This is a genomic window from Caballeronia arvi (assembly GCF_001544695.2).
In the GTDB taxonomy this organism is placed as follows: domain Bacteria; phylum Pseudomonadota; class Gammaproteobacteria; order Burkholderiales; family Burkholderiaceae; genus Caballeronia; species Caballeronia arvi.
The window spans coordinates 113718-131368 of sequence record NZ_FCOM02000010.1 but is presented as its reverse complement, the minus strand read 5'-3'; the positions used below and the strand labels follow the sequence as shown (position 1 = coordinate 131368).

The 17651-nt window shown below is 65.7% G+C and carries 14 protein-coding genes; 11 read left to right on the top strand and 3 right to left on the bottom strand.

Going from position 1 to position 17651, the window contains the following annotated elements; translation table 11 throughout:
• Nucleotides 1–5: 5 nt before the first annotated feature.
• The gene (locus AWB74_RS14535; protein ID WP_061147442.1) at nucleotides 6–278 is read right to left on the bottom strand and encodes a hypothetical protein; all 273 of its coding nucleotides are present in this window, start codon (nucleotides 276–278) and stop codon (nucleotides 6–8) included.
• A 446-nt stretch (nucleotides 279–724) separates the two neighbouring features.
• On the opposite strand from AWB74_RS14535, the gene AWB74_RS14530 reads away from it, so the two are divergent.
• Nucleotides 725–1783 (top strand): NAD(P)-dependent alcohol dehydrogenase, encoded by a 1059-nt coding sequence (locus AWB74_RS14530; protein WP_061147441.1) that lies wholly within the window; start codon nucleotides 725–727, stop codon nucleotides 1781–1783.
• Nucleotides 1784–1791: 8 nt separating this feature from the next.
• Here AWB74_RS14530 and AWB74_RS14525 read toward each other — a convergent pair whose 3' ends face one another.
• Complete coding sequence (locus AWB74_RS14525; protein WP_061147440.1) at nucleotides 1792–2688, bottom strand: LysR family transcriptional regulator; 897 nt, start codon at nucleotides 2686–2688, stop codon at nucleotides 1792–1794.
• Between the two features lie 100 nt (nucleotides 2689–2788).
• Between AWB74_RS14525 and AWB74_RS14520 the strand changes: the two genes are divergently transcribed.
• The 8 genes from AWB74_RS14520 (at nucleotide 2789) to AWB74_RS14485 (ending at nucleotide 15055) form a co-directional block, all read left to right on the top strand.
• Nucleotides 2789–4093: a CitMHS family transporter gene (locus AWB74_RS14520; protein WP_061147439.1), complete on the top strand. Its 1305-nt coding sequence runs from the start codon at nucleotides 2789–2791 to the stop codon at nucleotides 4091–4093.
• 10 nt (nucleotides 4094–4103) lie between these two features.
• Nucleotides 4104–5462 (top strand): acyclic terpene utilization AtuA family protein, encoded by a 1359-nt coding sequence (locus AWB74_RS14515; RefSeq protein ID WP_061147438.1) that lies wholly within the window; start codon nucleotides 4104–4106, stop codon nucleotides 5460–5462.
• Nucleotides 5449–5766 carry an AtuA-related protein gene (locus AWB74_RS14510; RefSeq protein ID WP_061147437.1) on the top strand — a complete coding sequence of 106 codons (318 nt, stop codon included), beginning with the start codon at nucleotides 5449–5451 and terminating at the stop codon, nucleotides 5764–5766. The genes AWB74_RS14515 and AWB74_RS14510 overlap by 14 nt, the downstream gene beginning before the upstream one ends.
• A 197-nt stretch (nucleotides 5767–5963) precedes the next feature.
• A complete protein-coding gene (wecB, locus tag AWB74_RS14505) occupies nucleotides 5964–7166 on the top strand; it encodes a non-hydrolyzing UDP-N-acetylglucosamine 2-epimerase (protein WP_061147436.1) in 1203 nt (400 codons plus the stop codon).
• Nucleotides 7167–7393: 227 nt separating this feature from the next.
• Nucleotides 7394–9646 (top strand): cellulose biosynthesis cyclic di-GMP-binding regulatory protein BcsB, encoded by a 2253-nt coding sequence (locus AWB74_RS14500; protein WP_061147435.1) that lies wholly within the window; start codon nucleotides 7394–7396, stop codon nucleotides 9644–9646.
• Nucleotides 9646–11823, top strand: coding sequence for a glycosyl transferase family protein (locus AWB74_RS14495; RefSeq protein ID WP_407642443.1), 2178 nt, complete (start codon nucleotides 9646–9648; stop codon nucleotides 11821–11823). Before AWB74_RS14500 ends, AWB74_RS14495 begins: the two co-directional genes overlap by 1 nt.
• On the top strand, nucleotides 11820–14192 hold the full coding sequence (locus AWB74_RS14490) for an NfrA family protein (protein WP_061147434.1): 2373 nt from the start codon (nucleotides 11820–11822) through the stop codon (nucleotides 14190–14192). Before AWB74_RS14495 ends, AWB74_RS14490 begins: the two co-directional genes overlap by 4 nt.
• Nucleotides 14192–15055, top strand: coding sequence for an alpha-amylase family protein (locus AWB74_RS14485; RefSeq protein WP_061147433.1), 864 nt, complete (start codon nucleotides 14192–14194; stop codon nucleotides 15053–15055). Before AWB74_RS14490 ends, AWB74_RS14485 begins: the two co-directional genes overlap by 1 nt.
• 11 nt (nucleotides 15056–15066) lie before the next feature.
• Here the strand turns inward: AWB74_RS14485 and AWB74_RS14480 are convergent, their stop codons facing one another.
• Nucleotides 15067–15336, bottom strand: a complete 270-nt coding sequence (locus AWB74_RS14480) for a hypothetical protein (protein WP_061147538.1) — start codon at nucleotides 15334–15336, stop codon at nucleotides 15067–15069.
• A 156-nt stretch (nucleotides 15337–15492) separates the two neighbouring features.
• Here AWB74_RS14480 and AWB74_RS14475 point away from each other — a divergent pair, with 156 nt between their 5' ends.
• Nucleotides 15493–16143 (top strand): TetR/AcrR family transcriptional regulator, encoded by a 651-nt coding sequence (locus AWB74_RS14475; RefSeq protein ID WP_061147432.1) that lies wholly within the window; start codon nucleotides 15493–15495, stop codon nucleotides 16141–16143.
• 128 nt (nucleotides 16144–16271) lie between these two features.
• Nucleotides 16272–17618 carry a glycosyltransferase family protein gene (locus AWB74_RS14470; protein WP_061147431.1) on the top strand — a complete coding sequence of 449 codons (1347 nt, stop codon included), beginning with the start codon at nucleotides 16272–16274 and terminating at the stop codon, nucleotides 17616–17618.
• Nucleotides 17619–17651: the final 33 nt, after the last annotated feature.

The window sequence follows — 17651 nt, the reverse complement described above, 5'->3', positions numbered from 1 at the left end:
CCGTATCAAATGAACGCTTCATGCTGAAACGTGTTCATGCCGAAGCGTTGCTGAATATAATCTTCCAGCACGAGACGCAGATCCGCTTCGCGCGGCCGCGTGCCCCAGCGGCTGTTGCCCGCTACCGACGCCACCGTGAACCACGAATGCGGCGGAAACAGTTCGACGCGCGGCAAGCCGCGTTCGAAGATCCTGAGTCGGCCCGTATCGATATGGAATTGGGCGCAAACCGCGCCGCCCGGCGTGTCGATGCTCACCGTGATTGCCTTCGCCTTCATGGTCTGACTTTCTCCAGGTGCCAATCGAATGAATCGTAAGCAGGCGCCGGGCGCGCGAACCGCCCGGCGCCGCGCGAAAAGATTCGTCGTCTCCGCGCGCATGACAAGCATAAGAGCGCGCCGACCGTCGAACAATCCCGCTTAAGCGGGGAGCCAGACGAAGGGCGCACGATTGTCAAATTCTCTGGCAGAGCGTTACACACGCTGTCGCTTCGGCAAGAATCGCCGCGAAGACATACAGTAGTGACGTTGCCGACATAGTGACCGCTCGCCGAGGTATCGGCGCGATCGGCAAATCACTCGCAACGCGTTGGTTGATGACAGTGAATAAGCGTTCGCTGTCGCACACAAATAAACCATCTTGCATGTCCCATCAAGCGCGTTTCTCCTTCTGGAGCAAGCGCTAATCCTGTTCACACGATTCGAATCAAAGAGGGAAGCAAACCATGCTGAAAGCGTATTCCTATGCAGCGTCCGCAGCCGACAAGCCGCTCGGTCCGCTCGAAATCCAGCGCCGCGATGTCGGTCCGAACGATGTGCGCATCGACATTCTGTTCTGCGGCGTGTGTCACTCCGACCTGCATATGGCCCGGAACGAATGGGGCGCCTCGAACTATCCGGTCGTGCCGGGGCACGAAATCGTCGGGCGCGTCGTCGAAGTCGGCACGGACGTGACGAAGTTCAAGGCGGGCGATCTCGCGGGCGTCGGCTGCATGGTCGATTCATGCCGCGTCTGCGCTGCCTGCAAGGAAGGACTCGAGCAGTTCTGCGACGGCCCCGAAAGCTTCACGCAAACCTACAACTCGCCGGACAAAAAGTCGGGCGGTTTCACGGCAGGCGGCTATTCGACGGCGATCGTCGTCGACGAGGCGTTCACACTGCGCATCCCCGAGAATCTCGAACTCGCGGCGGTCGCGCCTTTGCTGTGCGCGGGCATCACGACGTATTCGCCGCTGCGTCACTGGAACGTGCAGAAAGGGCACAAGGTCGGTGTCGTGGGTCTCGGCGGGCTCGGGCACATGGGCGTGAAGATCGCCGCCGCGATGGGCGCGCATGTCGTGCTCTTCACGACGTCGCCGGGCAAGATCGACGACGCGAAGCGCCTCGGCGCGCATGAAGTCGTGATCTCGAAGGATGCGGCTCAGATGGCGGCACACGCCAACAGTTTCGATTTCATTCTGAACACGGTGGCCGCATCGCACGATCTGGATCAGTTCATGGCGCTGCTCAAACGTGACGGCACGATGACGCTCGTCGGCGCGCCGGAGCATCCGCATCCGTCGCCCTCGGTGATGAACATGATCTTCAAGCGCCGCTCGCTCGCGGGATCGCTCATCGGCGGGATCGCGGAGACGCAGGAAATGCTGGATTTCTGCGGCAAGCACGGCATCACGTCCGATATCGAAATGATCCGCGCGGACGAAATCAACAAGGCCTACGAGCGCATGTTGAAGAGCGACGTGAAGTATCGCTTCGTGATCGATATGGCGTCGATGGCGAAGTAAGCGCGCTTTTAGCGGGGCGCTTTCATCGCGGCGCGCATGCACTCCACGAAGCGCTCCGTCACCGCGGGCAGCGTCCTGCCTTTCTTCTTCACGATCGCGATCGGCCGCACGAACGCCGGATGGTCGATCGCCTTCGCCACGAGCCCCGGCTCGGCGCGCACTTCACGCGCGGTCTCTGGCAGGATCGTCACGCCCAGGCCGCCGCGCACCATCGCGACGGCGGTCATCATGTAGGTCGGCTCGCACGTAATATCGAGCGCGTCGCGCGTTTCGGCGAGCGCTGCATCGACGACCGCGCGCACGCTCGTGCCCGGCGCGGTCAGCACGAGCGGCGAGCGCGCGAGATCGCCCGGCGTCACGCGCCGCTTCTTCGCCAGCGCATGTTCGCGCGGGCACACCACGACGAGCCGGTCCACGCCCGCGTGCAGCACCTCCAGCGCCGGATCGGCAAGCTCGCCGCCCGTGAGGCCGATATCCGCTTCCTCGTTGCGCACGAGCGCATTCACGGTGCTCGCCACGACGTCGCGAATCTGGAATGCGACGCGCGGCACTTCACGCTTCATCCCGATGATGAGTTCGGGCAACACGCTCGCCGCAAACGTGGGCAGGCACGCGATGCGGATCGTGCCGCTTTCGCCTTCGCCCAGCGCGCGCGCATCGCGCAGCACGTTCTCCATATCGCGCAACGATTTGCGCAGGAGCGGCAGCAATTCGCGGCCCGTCGGCGTCAGCGCGACATTGCGGCTGTTGCGATCAAAGAGGCGCGCGCCGACCGCTTCTTCCAGTCGTCGAATTTGCACCGTCAGTGCGGGCTGCGACAGATGCAGCCTCTCGGCTGCGCGCGTGAAGCTGCCCGCCTCGGCCACGGCGACGAGCGCGCGGATATCGCGAAGATTCAGATCCATTATGGATTGTGATAGCTGCGATCAAATCATTTCAATTGTGTTATCGCCGCTTCGAACTTACTCTCGACTCCATCAAAAAACAAGATTCGGAGACAGACTCATGCTGCCGTTGCTCGGCCTCTTCACCATCGTCGTCCTGCTCGGGGCGATTCTTTCGAAACGCATGTCGCCGCTCGTCGCGCTCATCATCGTGCCGATCGCGGCGTCGCTGATCGGCGGCTTCGGCCTGCAAACGAGCAAGTTCGTCATCGACGGGCTGAAAAGTCTTGCGCCCGTCGTCGGCATGTTCGTGTTCGCGATTCTCTATTTCGGCACGATCACGGATGCGGGCACGCTCGATCCGATCATTGACCGCATCCTGCGCGCGGTCGGCACGAAACCGACGCGCATCGTGATGGGCACGACGCTGCTCGCGCTGCTGATCCATCTCGACGGCTCCGGCGCCGTGTGCTTTCTCGTGACGATTCCCGCGATGCTGCCGCTCTACGAACGTCTGAACATGGACAAGCGCGTGCTCGCCGCTGCCGTGTCGATGGCGGCGGGCATCAACTTCCTGCCGTGGACAGGGCCGATGATCCGCGCGTCGGCGTCGCTGCATCTGCCGATTTCATCGCTCTTCAATCCGCTGATTCCAGTGCAGGCGATCGGCCTCGCGTTCGTGTTCGGCATGGCGTGGTGGCTCGGCCGACGCGAGGAAAAGCGTCTCGGCTATTCGAGCGCGAACGGTTCGATTCCGATGCCCGAACGCAAGCTCACGCCGGAGGAAGAAGCGCTGCGCCGCCCGAAGAACTTCTGGTTCAACATCGTGCTGACGATCGTCGTGCTCGGCACGATGGTCGTGATGGGCGAGAAGATTCCGCCCGCGATCATGTTCATGGTCGGCCTGTGCATCGCGTTGATGGTCAATTACCCGAACGTCGACATGCAGAGAAAGCGCATCGATGCCCACGCGCGCGCCGCGCTGATGATGGCGGGCATTCTGCTCGCGGCGGGCGTGTTCACCGGCGTCATGCAGGGCAGCGGCATGTTGAAGGCGATCGCGCAGGCGGCCGTGGGCTTCGTGCCGCCTGCGATGGCCGGCCATATTCCGGTCGTGCTCGGCCTTGTTTCGATGCCGCTGTCGATGCTCTTCGATCCCGATTCGTTCTACTTCGGCGTGCTGCCCGTGATCGCCGAAGTGGCGTCGCAACTCGGCGTGGCGCCGGTGCATGTCGGCCAGGCCGCGCTGCTCGGACAGATGACGACCGGCTTTCCCGTGAGCCCGCTCACGCCCGCGACGTTTCTCGTCGTCGGACTGTGCGGCATCGATCTCGCGGATCATCAGAAGTTCACGTTCCCGCTGCTGTTCGGCGCGTCGATCGTCATGACGATTGCGTGCGTCGTGCTGGGCGTGTTCCCGCTGTAAAGGAAAAAGCATGAAAGACATCATCAGAATCGGCGCGGGCGCGGGCTATTCCGGCGATCGCATCGAGCCGGCCGTCGAACTCGCGGAACACGGCGCGCTCGACTATCTCGTGTTCGAATGCCTTGCCGAACGCACGATCGCCATCGCGCAGCAGTCGCGCCGCAACGATCCGGATGGCGGCTACGATCCGCTGCTCGAAGCGCGCATGCGCGCGGTCTTGCCCGTCGCGGCGAAGAACGGCGTGCGAATCATCTCGAACATGGGCGCGGCCAATCCGCATGCGGCGGCGCGTAAGACGGCGCGGATCGCACGCGAGCTCGGTCTCGACGGACTGAAGATCGCCGCGGTCACCGGCGACGATGTGCTCGACGTCGTCCTGCGTTCGCCACTGCGTTTCGAGGAATCCGGCGACGAAGTGAGCGCGTATGCGGACCGCATCGTATCGGCGAATGCGTATCTCGGCGCGGCGCCGATCGTCGGCGCGCTCGCGGCGGGCGCGGATATCGTGCTGACGGGGCGCGTCGCGGACCCGTCGTTGTTCACGGCGCCGCTTATCCACGAATTCGGCTGGAAGATGGACGACTGGAACACGCTCGGGCAGGCGACCGTCGTCGGGCATTTGCTCGAATGCGCGGGACAGGTGACGGGCGGTTACTTCGCCGATCCCGGCTACAAGGATGTGAGCAATCTCGCGCGGCTCGGCTTTCCGGTCGGCGAGGTGAGCGCGGACGGCTCGATCATCGTGACGAAGGTGCCGCATGCGGGCGGCGCGGTGACCGAGGCGACCTGCAAGGAGCAACTGCTCTACGAGATTCACGATCCGGCGCGCTACTTCCAGCCGGACGTCGTCGCGGATTTCACGCAGGTGCGCGTGATGCAGGAAGCGCCAGACCGCGTGCGCGTGTCGGGCGGACGCGGCAACGTCCGCACCGGTACGCTGAAAGTCTCCGTCGCCTATGTCGATGGCTATATCGGCGAAGGCCAGATTTCCTACGGCGGACCGGGCGCGGTGGCCCGCGCGCGGCTCGCGCTCGATATCGTGCGCGAACGTCTCGCGCTCACGGGCGTCGATACGAGCGAACTGCGCTTCGATCTGATCGGCGTGAACGCCCTTTATGGCGATGCGCTCGCCTCTCGCAACGACGATCCCTGTGAAGTCCGCGTGCGCGTGGCGGGGCGGACGGCGAGCGCGAAGGAAGCGGCGCGCGTCGGTAACGAAGTCGAGACGCTGTATACCAACGGCCCGGCGGGCGGCGGCGGCGTGACCAAGACGACGCGCGAAGTCATCGCCGTGCAATCCGTGCTGCTCGCGCGCGAGCATGTGAACCCCGTTTTCGAATTCGTGGAGATCGACGATGAAACTGCGTGAACTGGCGCACGGCCGCACCGGCGACAAGGGCAACACGCTGAACGTCTCGGTGATCTGTTTCGACGCGAAGCATTACGCGCATCTGCGCGCGCAACTGACGCCCGAGCGCGTGAAGGCGCATCTCGCCGATGTCGTGAAAGGCGACGTCGTGCGCTACGAACTGCCGCTGCTGAACGCATTCAACTTCGTGCTGGGGCATGCGCTCGGCGGAGGGGTCACGCGTTCGCTCGCGCTCGACGCGCACGGCAAATCGATGAGTTCCGCGCTGCTCGATATCGACATCGAAGCCATCGATCTTTCATAAGAGGAAAGGCATCGATCCGGTCCGGATATTCGCAAAACTAACTAAACAGGTAAAAAGCACCGCAACAAGATGGACAAAAACTCGCCAATTCGCGGAATGAAACTGTCGTTAGACTTTTTTACATTTTAGTTGGAGGGTGGTCCTAAGCGACTAAATACAATCGAAATTTGTCACAAGATTGCGCAGCCGTCGGGACCATGACCACGAAGCGAAAAACGATACTTTCCATTTTTGGAACGCGGCCCGAGGCCATCAAGATGGCGCCGCTCATCAAGGCGTTGGAGGCCGAGCCGAACGTTCGTTCGATCGTGTGCGTGACCGGCCAGCATCGCTCGATGCTCAAGCAGGTGCTCGATCTCTTCGATATCGTGCCGCACTACGATCTCGCGCTCATGTCGGAGAACCAGAGCCTGAACGGGCTGGCTTCGCGCCTGATCGCGTCGCTCGACGAAGTCATCGCTAAAGAAAAACCGGACCGCGTGCTCGTGCACGGCGACACGACCACCGCGACGGCGGCGGCGCTCGCCGCGTTTCACCGGCGCGTGCCGGTCGCGCATGTCGAAGCGGGCTTGCGCACGCGCAATCTGCAGCAGCCGTGGCCGGAAGAGATGAACCGGCGCGTGGTCGATGTCGTCAGCGATCTGATGTTCGTGCCGACACATCGCTCGAATGAAAATCTCGCGAAGGAAACGCTGCACGGACGCGCGTTCGTCACGGGCAACACGGTGATCGACGCGCTGCGTTTCGCCACTGCGCGCATCGATTCGAACGATGCGCTGCGCCGAAAGCTCGATGCGCGCTTTCCGTTCCTCGATGCCGACAAGCAACTCGTGCTCGTCACCGGCCATCGGCGCGAAAGTTTCGGGCAAGGATTGCGCGATATCTGCGCCGCGCTCTCGCGCATCGCGAAACGCCGCGATGTGCAGATCGTCTATCCGGTGCATCTGAATCCCAACGTGCAGGCGACGGTGATCAGCGCGCTCGGCGATGCGCCGAACGTCTATCTGATCGAGCCGCAGGACTACATGGGCTTCGTGCGGCTCCTGCAGCGCGCCACGCTCGTCCTCACCGATTCCGGCGGCGTGCAGGAAGAAGCGCCGACGCTCGGCAAGCCGGTGCTCGTGATGCGCGACGTCACCGAGCGGCCCGAAGCGGTCGACGCAGGCACGGCGATGCTCGTCGGCACGAACAGCGCGGCGATCGCCGGCGCAGTGAGCCTGCTTCTCGACGACGAAGACGCGCGCGCCGGCTTCGCGCGCAGTGTCAATCCCTACGGCGACGGGCGCGCTTCGGCGCGTATCGTCGCCGCACTGACGGGCCGTCCTTTCGAGGAATTCCGGCCCGTGCCCGCGCGCGGCACGCACTATGTGCCGCAGATGAAGCGCGTGGCGCTCGCCTAGTCCTCTTACCTTCACGTCGCGAGTCGCGCCTCGGCCGGGCGGCGACTTTCGTGCGGCGAGCGTGCCAGAGCAGCATCGGATCGATTACCCGGCCGGCAAATCAGGTTTCACGCAATCGCGGCGCTCGCGCGCGTTCTGCGGTTTCCTTCGGTGCCATCGACGTTGATGGAGCGGCATCGGACCGCGACGCAGACGGGCGGCCACTGCGCAAATTCGAGTCACACAACTTGGTCAACGACAACTTACTGCGGCGCCGCTTGCGCGCCGTGCTGGCTTTATTCGCGACGTGCGTCTTCGTGCTTGCAGGGCTTGCGGGCGCACCGCGCGCGGCGCTCGCCGCTTCCATCGCGGACACCGGCATCGCGGGCGCTTTCGAGCGGCTCAGCCTCGACGTGCCGGAAACGCGCACCGTGACCTTGCGCCAACTCGGCCTGCTCGAAAGCGTGACGCTCAACGCGCCCGACACGCGCCGCGAATTCTTCCTGCCCGTGCCCGCGGGCGTGCCGATCAGCGACGCCACGCTGCAATTCGACGGCGGCTACGTGCGCGGCGACGGCGGCCGCGTGACCATGCTCCTTTCGCTCGACGGCTCTCCCGTGCTCGCGCGCGCGTTCACGCAGGAGGCGGGCGGCGTGTCGGTGAATATCGGCGTGGACGGTGCCGCGCGATCGGCGGGTTTCGTGCGCATGGGGCTCGGATTCGCGTCGGTGATCAGCCAGAACGAATGCGCGGATCAAACCGCGATCGGCAACGTGCTGCGCGTCGATCCGACGACGCGTCTCACGTTCCGCTTCAATCCCGCCGACGTGCGGGACTTGCGCACCGCGTGGAGCGCGCTGCCGTACGCGCCGGTGCTCGCCGTCTCGGGCCGCAAGCTTTCGACGGACGCATTCGACACCGCCTGGCGCACCGACGCGCTTCTGCAGCGCGACGGCAAGCGCCCCGTGATGCAGGCGCTTCCGGCCGTGGGCGAGACGGTCGATCTCGCGGGCATCGATGTCCCCGCGGCGCTGCGCGGCATCCCCGCGTTCGCGGCTTTGTCGGCGGGCGGCAAGCATGTGATCGCCGATAACGCCGAACTCGGCGCGTTGATCGCGTCGGGCGCGCGCGCGGCGTTCGGCCCCGACGTGCTCGTCGCCGACGATGCGATGCGCAAATCGATCAACGGCGCGCTTGATGCGCTGCGCATGCAGGTAGCGAACACCTCCGCCGATGCGCTCGCTGCGTTCGACACATGGCGCAAGCGCACCGCTTCGCAACTGACCGCGCCGCTCGCGCCGGGCGAAGTGCGCGTCGCGCATGCGGGCGGGCGCGCGATGATCGTCGTCGGCGACACGCGTGGCATCGGCGCGCTTGCGCACGGCTGGCGGCCCATCGACGTATCGGATCGCGTGGTCGTGCATCGCATCGACGTGGCGCGGGAGACGCGCGGCGACACCATCGCGCTGTCCGAGCTCGGCGGCGATCCGCGCAGCATCGACGTGCAGACCGCCGCGTCGTGGGGCGCGCGCTTCGACCTCGCGGCGGCGTCGGGCAACGGGCGGCTGCCGGAGCAAGTGGTGCTCGACCTCGCGGCATCGCCGACGCTGTCCAACGGCGGCGCGACCGCCACGGTCTATTTCAACGACGTGATGATCGGCGCGAAGCTCATCAATGTCGATGGCGCGCGTCAGCGTCTCGTCGCGCCGATTCCGCGTTACGCGCTCGCACGCACCAACGATCTGCGCGTGACGTTCCGTCGCCAGCCCGATTCGGGCTGCCAGGCGCGTCAGACGTATCCGGTCGCGGTGTTGCCGTCGAGCCATCTGCGCCTCGCCAAAGCGACGCCCGGCGACACGTTCGCGGGCATGGCGGCGCGCTTTGCGTCCTCGGCGACGGTCTACGTGCCGCACGCCTATCTCGACGACGCGCTGAACAGCGTCCCGCGGCTCGCCGTGCTGACGGGTGCGGCGGGCATCGCGCCCGTATCGGCGAAACTGGCGGTGAGCGGCGCCCGGGGCGCGGTCCAGCCAGACGGCCCGTTCCTCGCCGCCGACGTCGCGCTCGCTGATGAGAAGAACCCCGCCGTGTATTCGGCCGAGCGCCTCGTGCTGAGTGCGCCTTCCGGCGACACGCTGCTCGACATGTCGGGCCTGTCGCGCGTTGCGGTCGTGAGCGTGGCGAGCGCGGGCGGGCAGAGCGGCGTCGTGTACCGGTCGGCGGGCGCGGCGCCCGTGCTGACCGACAAGCTGCAGCTTTCGCGCGGAAACATCGCCGTGGTCAACGAAAGCGGCGTGCTCAGGCAGTTCGACACGGTCGATCCCGAAGAGATGACCGACGAGTCCGCCACCAGCACCGACTGGGTCACGCGGCACTGGGCGCGCTGGGGCATTCCGGCGGTGCTCGTCGTGCTGCTGCTGGCGTTGATCGCGCTGGCAGGGCACGCGCGCCGCAAGCATCGCAAACAACGCGACGGTGACGGCGACGAGGATCGCGGGTGATGCCGGAGATGCTCAGGTGGTACGGCGGGATTCTGCTCGCGGAGTACTACCAGGGACTCGAATACGTGGCCGCGACGGTCGCGGCGATCATCCTGCTGTCGAGCCTGGACGATCTCTTCATCGACGTCTGGTACTGGACGCGCAAGCTTTGGCGGCGCGTGACGGTCGAGCGCCGTTACGCGCCGCTGACCGTCGAGCAGCTTTACGCACGCGACGAGCAGCCCATCGCGATCATGGTGCCCGCCTGGCGCGAGGACGACGTGATCGCCGCGATGATCGAGGATCTCGTGCGCGTGCTCGACTATCGCGCGTACACGGTGTTCGTCGGTACATATCAGAACGATACCGCGACGATTCGCGAAGTGGAGCGCATGCGGCATCGCTACAAGCATCTGCATCGCGTGGAAGTGCCGCACGATGGCCCGACCTGCAAGGCCGATTGCCTCAACTGGCTCGTGCAGGCGATCCTGCATTACGAATACGAAGCCGGGATCGAGTTCGCGGGCATCGTGATGCACGACAGCGAAGACGTGCTGCATCCCGTCGAGCTCAAGTTCTTCAACTATCTCCTGCCGCGCAAGGACATGATCCAGTTGCCGGTGGCGTCGCTGGAGCGGCACTGGTTCGAACTCGTCGCGGGCACGTATATGGACGAGTTCGCCGAATGGCACGGGAAGGATCTCGTCGTGCGCGAGAGTCTCGCGGGCGCGGTGCCGTCGGCGGGCGTGGGCACGTGCTTCTCGCGCCGCGCGATCCTCGCGCTGGTGGATGAGACCGAGCATCAGCCGTTCAATACCGAAAGCCTCACCGAGGATTACGACATCGGCACGCGCATCACGAAGCTCGGCATGCAGTCGATCTTTCCGCTCTTTCCGGTCGAGTTCACGACGCGCCGCAAGGGCTGGTTCGGCCTCGGGCGCGAGCGCGAGATCCGCATGACGATGCCGCTCTGCGTGCGCGAATTTTTCCCCGATACGTTTCGCACCGCGTACCGGCAGCGCGCGCGCTGGACGCTCGGCATCGGCTTGCAGGGCTGGGCGCTGACCGGCTGGAGCGGCTCGCTCGCCAACCGCTATCTGCTGATGCGCGACCGCAAGGGCGTGGTGACGGCCTTCGTAGGCATGCTGGCGTATCTGCTCGCGGTGCAGTTCATGCTGTTCGCGACCGCTTCGTACTTCGGTGTCGCGAGCGATTTCTTTCCGTCGCCATTCATCGATTCCGGCTGGCTGCAGGCGCTGCTTGCCGCCAACTCGGTCGCGCTCGTGCTGCGCGTCACGCAGCGCATCATCTTCACGACGCGGCTCTATGGCTGGGAGCACGGCGTGCTGTCGGTGCCGCGCATGGTCATCGGCAACGTCATCAATTTCATGGCCGTCGCGCGCGCGTGGCGGCTTTTCATCGTGCATGTGACGACGGGGCAGCGGCTCGCGTGGGACAAGACGATGCACGATTTCCCGAGCAACGACGCCCTGCGCGACACGCGTCAGGAACTCGGCGACCTGCTCGTCTCGTGGCAGGCGATCGATCCCGAGCGGCTCGAAGAAGCGCGCCGGACGGAGCACGCGCGCGAAGCGCCGATCGGCCGTGTGCTCGTCACGCGCGGCTGGCTCGACGAGGAAACGCTCGCGGAAGCCATCGCGTTCCAGGCCGACTTGCCGCGCGGACGTTTCGATGCGGCGCGCCTCGACCCGGCGAGCGTCGCGACGCCCGACACGCTGGTGCGGCTGCGTGCGCTGCCGCAAGGCGTCGATGCGACCGGCAACGCCGTGTTCATCTGCGCGAGCCTGCTCGACGATGCATCGCTCGGCGAACTGCGCGAGGCGGCGGGCCGCGCGGTCGCGCTGCACATCGTGCGCGAGAGCGAGATCGCGGCGGGCCTGCGCACGCTGCGCGCGGCCGGCATGACGGTCTTCACGAACGACGCGCAGGATGACGAATCGCCGGCGCTCGACGATGCCGCCGCCGCGCGCGGCGTGCCGTTGCTCGGCGACATCATGATCGAGATGGGCCTCGTCACGCGCGGCGCGTTCGAGGCGGCCTTGCGGAACTATCGGCCGGAGCGGCATGGGCGTATCGGCGATTACATGGTGGCGGAGCGGGTCATCACGCCCGATGCGCTGACCGCCGCGATCGCGGAACAGCGCCGCCGCTATCTCGCGCGGGCTGGCATTCGATGACGCCGCGTCATGCTGCGATCGCGGCGCTGTGCCTGTGCGCGACGCTCGCCGTTCACGCCGATGAAAACCTGCCGCTGCCGTTGAGCGGCCCGGCGTACCGCGTCGCGCGCGAGGCGTTCGCGGCTTACGACGCGCATCGCTATGCCGATGCCATCACGCTCGCGCGCGAAGCGATCCGTCAGCGGCCGGATGTCGCCGATCTGCGTCTGCTGCTCGCGAATTCGCTCGCGGCGCGGGGGCGTCTGAAGGACGCGAGCCGTGCGCTTGCCGATGCCATCGCGCAGCTTGGTCCGGTGCCCGCGCTTACCGCACGGCGCAGGCAGATCGACGTTCTGATCGCATCGGGCGGCGCGGGCGGTGTGCCGAGCGATTTGCCCGAGCCCGCGCTGAAGGCGGCCAGCGCCGCGTATCGCGCGTATGGGAAGAAGGATTACGCGACGGCGGTCGCCGAGAGCCGCGAAGCGGTGCGTCTCGCGCCACAGGCCGAGCGTTTGCGCTATCTGCTGATCGATACCCTCGCCGCATCCGGCGACGATGCCGCCGCATACGACGCCGCCATCGACGCATCGAAGCGCTTCGGCGACACCGATGGCTTGCGCGAGCGCAGGCGCTTCATCGGCGAGAGGCTTGCGCCGGCGGAATCGAAAGCGGCGTATGCGGCGCGCGAGCGCGGCGACCTGGACGCGGCGCAACGGCTCGCGCAGAAAGCGGTCATGTATGCGCCCGAACGAAGCGATTTCCGCATGCAACTGATCGAGATTCTGTTCGCGCGCGGCGATCTGGCGGGCGTCGAAGCCGCGACTTCGCTCGATGGAAACGATGCGCTCGCATCGGCGCTTCATGGCTATGCACGCGCGGCGCGTGGAGAGAATGCCGACGCCGATTTCGCTCGCGCGCTGTCGATCGGAGATTCGAGCCGCGACGCGCGCGTGGCGCGCACGATCATCGCGGATGTGCGGCTCGCGCAAGGTCAGCCGCAAGCCGCGCTCGATGCGCTGCCGCGCGTCGATACGCCGACCCCCGACGATGCCGACGCCGCGATCATCTTGCGCCGTCATCGCGCGGAAAAAATGTTGCGCATGGGCGCGACGCAGGCGGCGCCGATCGATCCCGGCGCGCGCCCGACCTTCGAATGCCGCGAAGACCAGTTCGGTGCATCGTGCGATGCCTACGCGCACGATCCCGCGCTCGGCGCGACCCGCGAGGCGCGTCTTGCCGAGCGGCGCGGCGATCGCATGGCGGCCATCGGCTACTGGCGCACCGCAATAGCCGAGGTGCCCGACGATCCGCAGCCGCGCATCGCGCTGATCGATGCGCTCGCGGCGACGGGCCGCACGCGTGAGGCGTCGAACGAGGCGCGCGCGCTCATCGACGCCAATCTGCTCGATTCGATGAGCGACGTGCAGGCCGCGTTCATCGCCCGGCGCGCGGGCGACAGCGCGCTCGCGCTCGATTACTTCGCGCGCGCCGAACGCAACGGTACGCTGCCCGCATCCGCGCAAGCCGACGCCGGTTATGCCGCGCTGAGTCTGCATCGCAACGAAGAAGGCGCGCGCTATCTGGAACGCGCGATCGATCACGACGACGCGACCCTGACGTCGCAAGCCCTGAACGACGCACGCGCGGCCCACGCCGAAGCGACGCGCAACTGGGGTTTCAGCGCGACGGTGAACTATCGCGGCAACGGCACGCAGCAAGGTTTCGCGTTCGCGCCGACGCCCGGTTCGTCGAACAACTGGCAGGCGGGCGCGGAGGCGTACTGGCGTCCGTTCGGCAGTCTCGGCGACCGCATGTTCGAGGTCTACGCGCGCGGCTACGAGAATTTCGGCGTGGCGGGCGGCGGGCCGTCGGGCGTATCGACGTTGCAGGCGGCGATCGGCGCGCGCGTGAAGCCGTTTGCCTCGACGAATGCGATCTTTGCGATTGAACGGATCGTGCCGATCGGTGCGGACGCCCGCTCGGACTGGCTCGCGCGCGCCGCGTATTCGAACGGCTTCGGGGATACGCGCCGCCTCGATGTGCCGAGTTGGTGGACGGGCACGGTGTACGGCGAAGCGGGACATTACATCGTCAACGATTCGACCTACGCCACGGCGAATGCGCGTCTCGGCCGCACGTATCGTGTCGATGCAATCAGCCCGCGCCTGACGGTGTTTCCGCATGCGGTCATCGGCATGGACTACGATTCGGCGATCGATCATAGCGTGCCCGTGGGTATCGGCGCGGGCGTGGCGGCGCGCTGGTGGTTCCGCGGCGGTCCGTACGATGCGCCGCGTTCGTTCGTCGATGTGTCGGTGCAGTACCGTTTTCGCGTCGCCGGCGACGAGCGCGCGCGAGGCGTGTTTTTCGGCGCGGTATTCTCGTACTGATGATGCGTTCGCTATTTTTTTCGCTGGCCTGTTGCATCGCCATTGCTTGCGCTGCTTGCGCTGCGCAGGCGGAGCCGTCGCACATGCGTATCGTCGACGGCATCGTGTGGCAGCCCGACAACGCGCACGCCGATCCGCGCGGCGACTGGGACAAGCTCGGCGCGCACGAACTGATCGTGCAATGGACGGCGGTCGACGGCATCTCGTTCGTGCCGGGCGCGGGCCTGCGCGAAGCGCCGCGCATGCCGGACTGGGAGCGCATCGGGCAGGAGCGGTGGGCCCGCAATGTGATCGTCGGACTGGCGGGGCGTTTCGACGAAGCGGCGGCGCGCGCGAATGCGGCGCAGTTGTTCATCGAATCGATGCGGCTCGCGGAGGTGCGCCCGCCGGTGCATGTGACGGGCTACTATTTTCCCGTCGAAATCGATCCGACATGGCAGAGCGCGAGCGCACTGCGCACGATGCTCGATGCGCTGCCGCGGCCGTTATGGATCAGCGTGTACGATCGCGCGAACGTCGGCGGCGCGGCGATTGCGGACTGGCTCGATCAATGGCTGCCGCGCGATGTCGGCGTGTTGCTGCAGGACGGATGCGGCGTGTATGCACGCGAGCCGGGTGTGGCGCGCGAGTATGCGGATCAGCTCGCCGCGAAGCTGGGGCGTGCGCGGGTGAGGATCATCGCCGAGGCGTTCCGGCCGCAAGTGGGCGGCGGCTTTCGCCCGGCGACCGTCGATGAACTGAAGCCGCAGATCGATGCTTATCGTGGCTACAAGACCTATCTCTTCGATGGGCCGCATTATGTTTCGGCGGACTTGGTCCAGGGTCTCGTGGACGCTTACCGCCGGCAGCCCGCGACGCACTGAAGCGTCATCGCTTACTTCACCGACGCCGTATTCACCGCACGCGCCGACTCATCCGGCAGCACCGATGTCAGCACACTGGCCGGCACATGCTGCGCCTCTTCCTTCGATACCGCGCCGACGAACTTCCATCCCGATGGCATCTTCACGAACGTGAAGCCGGTCGGCTGATCGACGAACACGGAATACGTCGCGGGCGAAGCGGCCGTGGTCGTTTGCGCGAACGACACGAGCGGGCTCGCCAGCAACAGCGCGGCGGCAACGGCGGACAAAGTTTTCTTCACGAGCAAATCTCCTTTTGGCTGGCTACATTTATGTAGCGATCGATACAGATATTTAAGCATCGGGCCGGGACAAGGTCCAGCTATTTTGTTACGATCGACACATAATTCTGAATTGCTACGCGCACATCAATCGCTGGCGCGCACGAGGAGCGAGAAATGTCGTCGGAAACGCAGGAAACGCAGGAGACGCGGCACAAGACGCGCGGCCGGCCGCGCGCGTTCGATCGCGAGGCGGCGTTGCGAAACGCAATGGAAGTGTTCTGGGCGAAGGGCTTCGACACATGCTCCGTCGCCGATCTCGTCGATGCGATGGGCATCAACTCGCCCAGCCTCTACGCCGCGTTCGGCAGCAAGGAAGATTTGTATCGCGAGGCGGTCGGGCTTTATACGGACACGGAAGGCGGCGCGGCGCTCAGGCAGTTGCAGGCGCACGAATCCGTGCGCGACGGACTGCGCGCGATGTTCCGCGCGAGCGTCGAACTCTTCACCGGCGGGCCGAATCCGCGCGGCTGCATGATTTTTCTCGGCGCGATGTCCGTCGGCACGGAGCACGCGCAACTGCGCGCCGAGATGCAGAAGCGCAGGCGCAAGGTAGCGTCGATCGTCGCGGCGCGGCTCACTCGCGCGGTCGAAAACGGCGAACTCGACGTCCGCACCGACGTGCCCGCGCTGGCCGCGCTGTGCATGACGCTGTTCGCGGGCTTGTCGATTCAGGCGCAGGATGGCGTGCGCAAGGCGGCGCTCTTTGCGGCGATCGATCAGTTCATCGCGACGCTGCCCGTGCGCGCGAAACGCGTCGCTCAGTGAAACGATCGCGCCTTCCGCGCGAGGCGATGAAACAAACTGTCTTGATGCTTGCCCGCACGCGCGACGCCGGAACAAAATCCCTCGGCCGGAACGTGTAATCGCGGCACGCGGCATCACGGAGCATCGCCATGACCACCCACGTCATCAGTTTTTTCGCGGACGACAACGCTCGCGCCTCGTTCGAAAATCATCGCCGTTATTGCGCACGCCATGCTTATGCGCATGAATATGTCGATGCCAGCGCGACAGGCTGGCCGCATCTGCGCATGCTGCTGAAGTATCAGGTGCTGTTGCGCACGCTGCGCGAGCGTGCCGAGGGCGATCTCGTGTTGCTGCTGACGCAGGACAGCCTGCTGTTGCGCGATGTCCCGTGCGAAACCTTCATGCGCGACGAAAGCCGCGACTGGATCGTCGCATTCAGCTACGCGGGCGATGCCGTCGAAGTGATGGCGTCGTTCCAGCTCTGGCGCAACACGCCCGCTTCGCGCGAACGCGTGGAACGCATCTGCGACGGCGCGAAGTTCGGCCGCACGCTCGCGAGCGAATCCGAGTTGCTGCGCGCGCTGGAGCCGCCGCACTTCAACACGACGATCGAGGGATACGTGCCCGTCGTGCCCGCCGCGCTGCACGTGTCGCCGGTCTGGGCCGACTGGTCGGCGTTCGCCCTCACACTCGAAGACCTTCCCGACGCGCCGAAGAATCAGCCGGTATTCGCGGACCTGCGCGATCTGTTCGCGGAGCACATCAACGAGTGCCAGTCGAAAGGGCAGCCGTATCTCACGCTGCCGCCGCTCGATCTGAAGGTCGACGCCGCGAGCTACGAAGCGTTGAACCGTCACGCGCCCATCGCGCTCGCGATGCTCTATACGCCGAATATCCGCGAGTATGGCGCAATCGCCGAGCGCAATCTGCGCCGCTATTGCGAGCGGCACGGCTATGCGCTCTATCTCTATCGCGACGTGCCGCCGGAAGCGGGGCCGGGCGCGAGCGGCAACTGGCTGAAGCCGTGGGTGCTTCGCCGTCATCTGAACGAGCACGAATGGGTTTTCTGGATCGATGCGGACGTGCTCGTCGTCGATCAGGGCAAACCGCTCGAAGCGCTGCTGCAGAACCGCGACCGCGTGATCGCGACGGACGTCAGCTGGGCCTTCAACTCGGGCATCATGGGCTTTCGCAATACGCAGCATAACCTCGACGTGCTGACGGAAATCGAGGAGAGCATCGGGGCGGTCGCGGACAAGTCGTCGACCTATGCGAGCGGCGGCGATCAGGACGTGTTCATCAAGGTGCTGCAGCGGCACGGCATGGCCGAAACGCGCGATCTTCTCGACTGCGTCACGATCAACACGCCGTACCAGCTTCAAACCCGCGACAGCTTCATGGTGCACTACATGCATATGTGGCCGTCGTTGCGCGCGCTCGCGATGCACCACGGCGACCTGACCAGCCAGATGCGCGGCGCGCGCCGTTCCTGACCGTTCGTTCGCAGGCCGCGCTGCGCTCCTTGA

Bases quoted from the DNA above. Each gene is read 5' to 3' on its own strand.
- wecB (WP_061147436.1), top strand. From the start codon at position 5,964: ATGACCACGAAGCGAAAAACGATACTTTCCATTTTTGGAACGCGGCCC.
- AWB74_RS14490 (WP_061147434.1), top strand. From the start codon at position 11,820: ATGACGCCGCGTCATGCTGCGATCGCGGCGCTGTGCCTGTGCGCGACG.
- AWB74_RS14530 (WP_061147441.1), top strand. From the start codon at position 725: ATGCTGAAAGCGTATTCCTATGCAGCGTCCGCAGCCGACAAGCCGCTC.
- AWB74_RS14485 (WP_061147433.1), top strand. From the start codon at position 14,192: ATGATGCGTTCGCTATTTTTTTCGCTGGCCTGTTGCATCGCCATTGCT.
- AWB74_RS14470 (WP_061147431.1), top strand. From the start codon at position 16,272: ATGACCACCCACGTCATCAGTTTTTTCGCGGACGACAACGCTCGCGCC.
- AWB74_RS14510 (WP_061147437.1), top strand. From the start codon at position 5,449: ATGAAACTGCGTGAACTGGCGCACGGCCGCACCGGCGACAAGGGCAAC.
- AWB74_RS14475 (WP_061147432.1), top strand. From the start codon at position 15,493: ATGTCGTCGGAAACGCAGGAAACGCAGGAGACGCGGCACAAGACGCGC.
- AWB74_RS14525 (WP_061147440.1), bottom strand. From the start codon at position 2,688: ATGGATCTGAATCTTCGCGATATCCGCGCGCTCGTCGCCGTGGCCGAG.
- AWB74_RS14515 (WP_061147438.1), top strand. From the start codon at position 4,104: ATGAAAGACATCATCAGAATCGGCGCGGGCGCGGGCTATTCCGGCGAT.
- AWB74_RS14535 (WP_061147442.1), bottom strand. From the start codon at position 278: ATGAAGGCGAAGGCAATCACGGTGAGCATCGACACGCCGGGCGGCGCG.
- AWB74_RS14520 (WP_061147439.1), top strand. From the start codon at position 2,789: ATGCTGCCGTTGCTCGGCCTCTTCACCATCGTCGTCCTGCTCGGGGCG.
- AWB74_RS14495 (WP_407642443.1), top strand. From the start codon at position 9,646: ATGCCGGAGATGCTCAGGTGGTACGGCGGGATTCTGCTCGCGGAGTAC.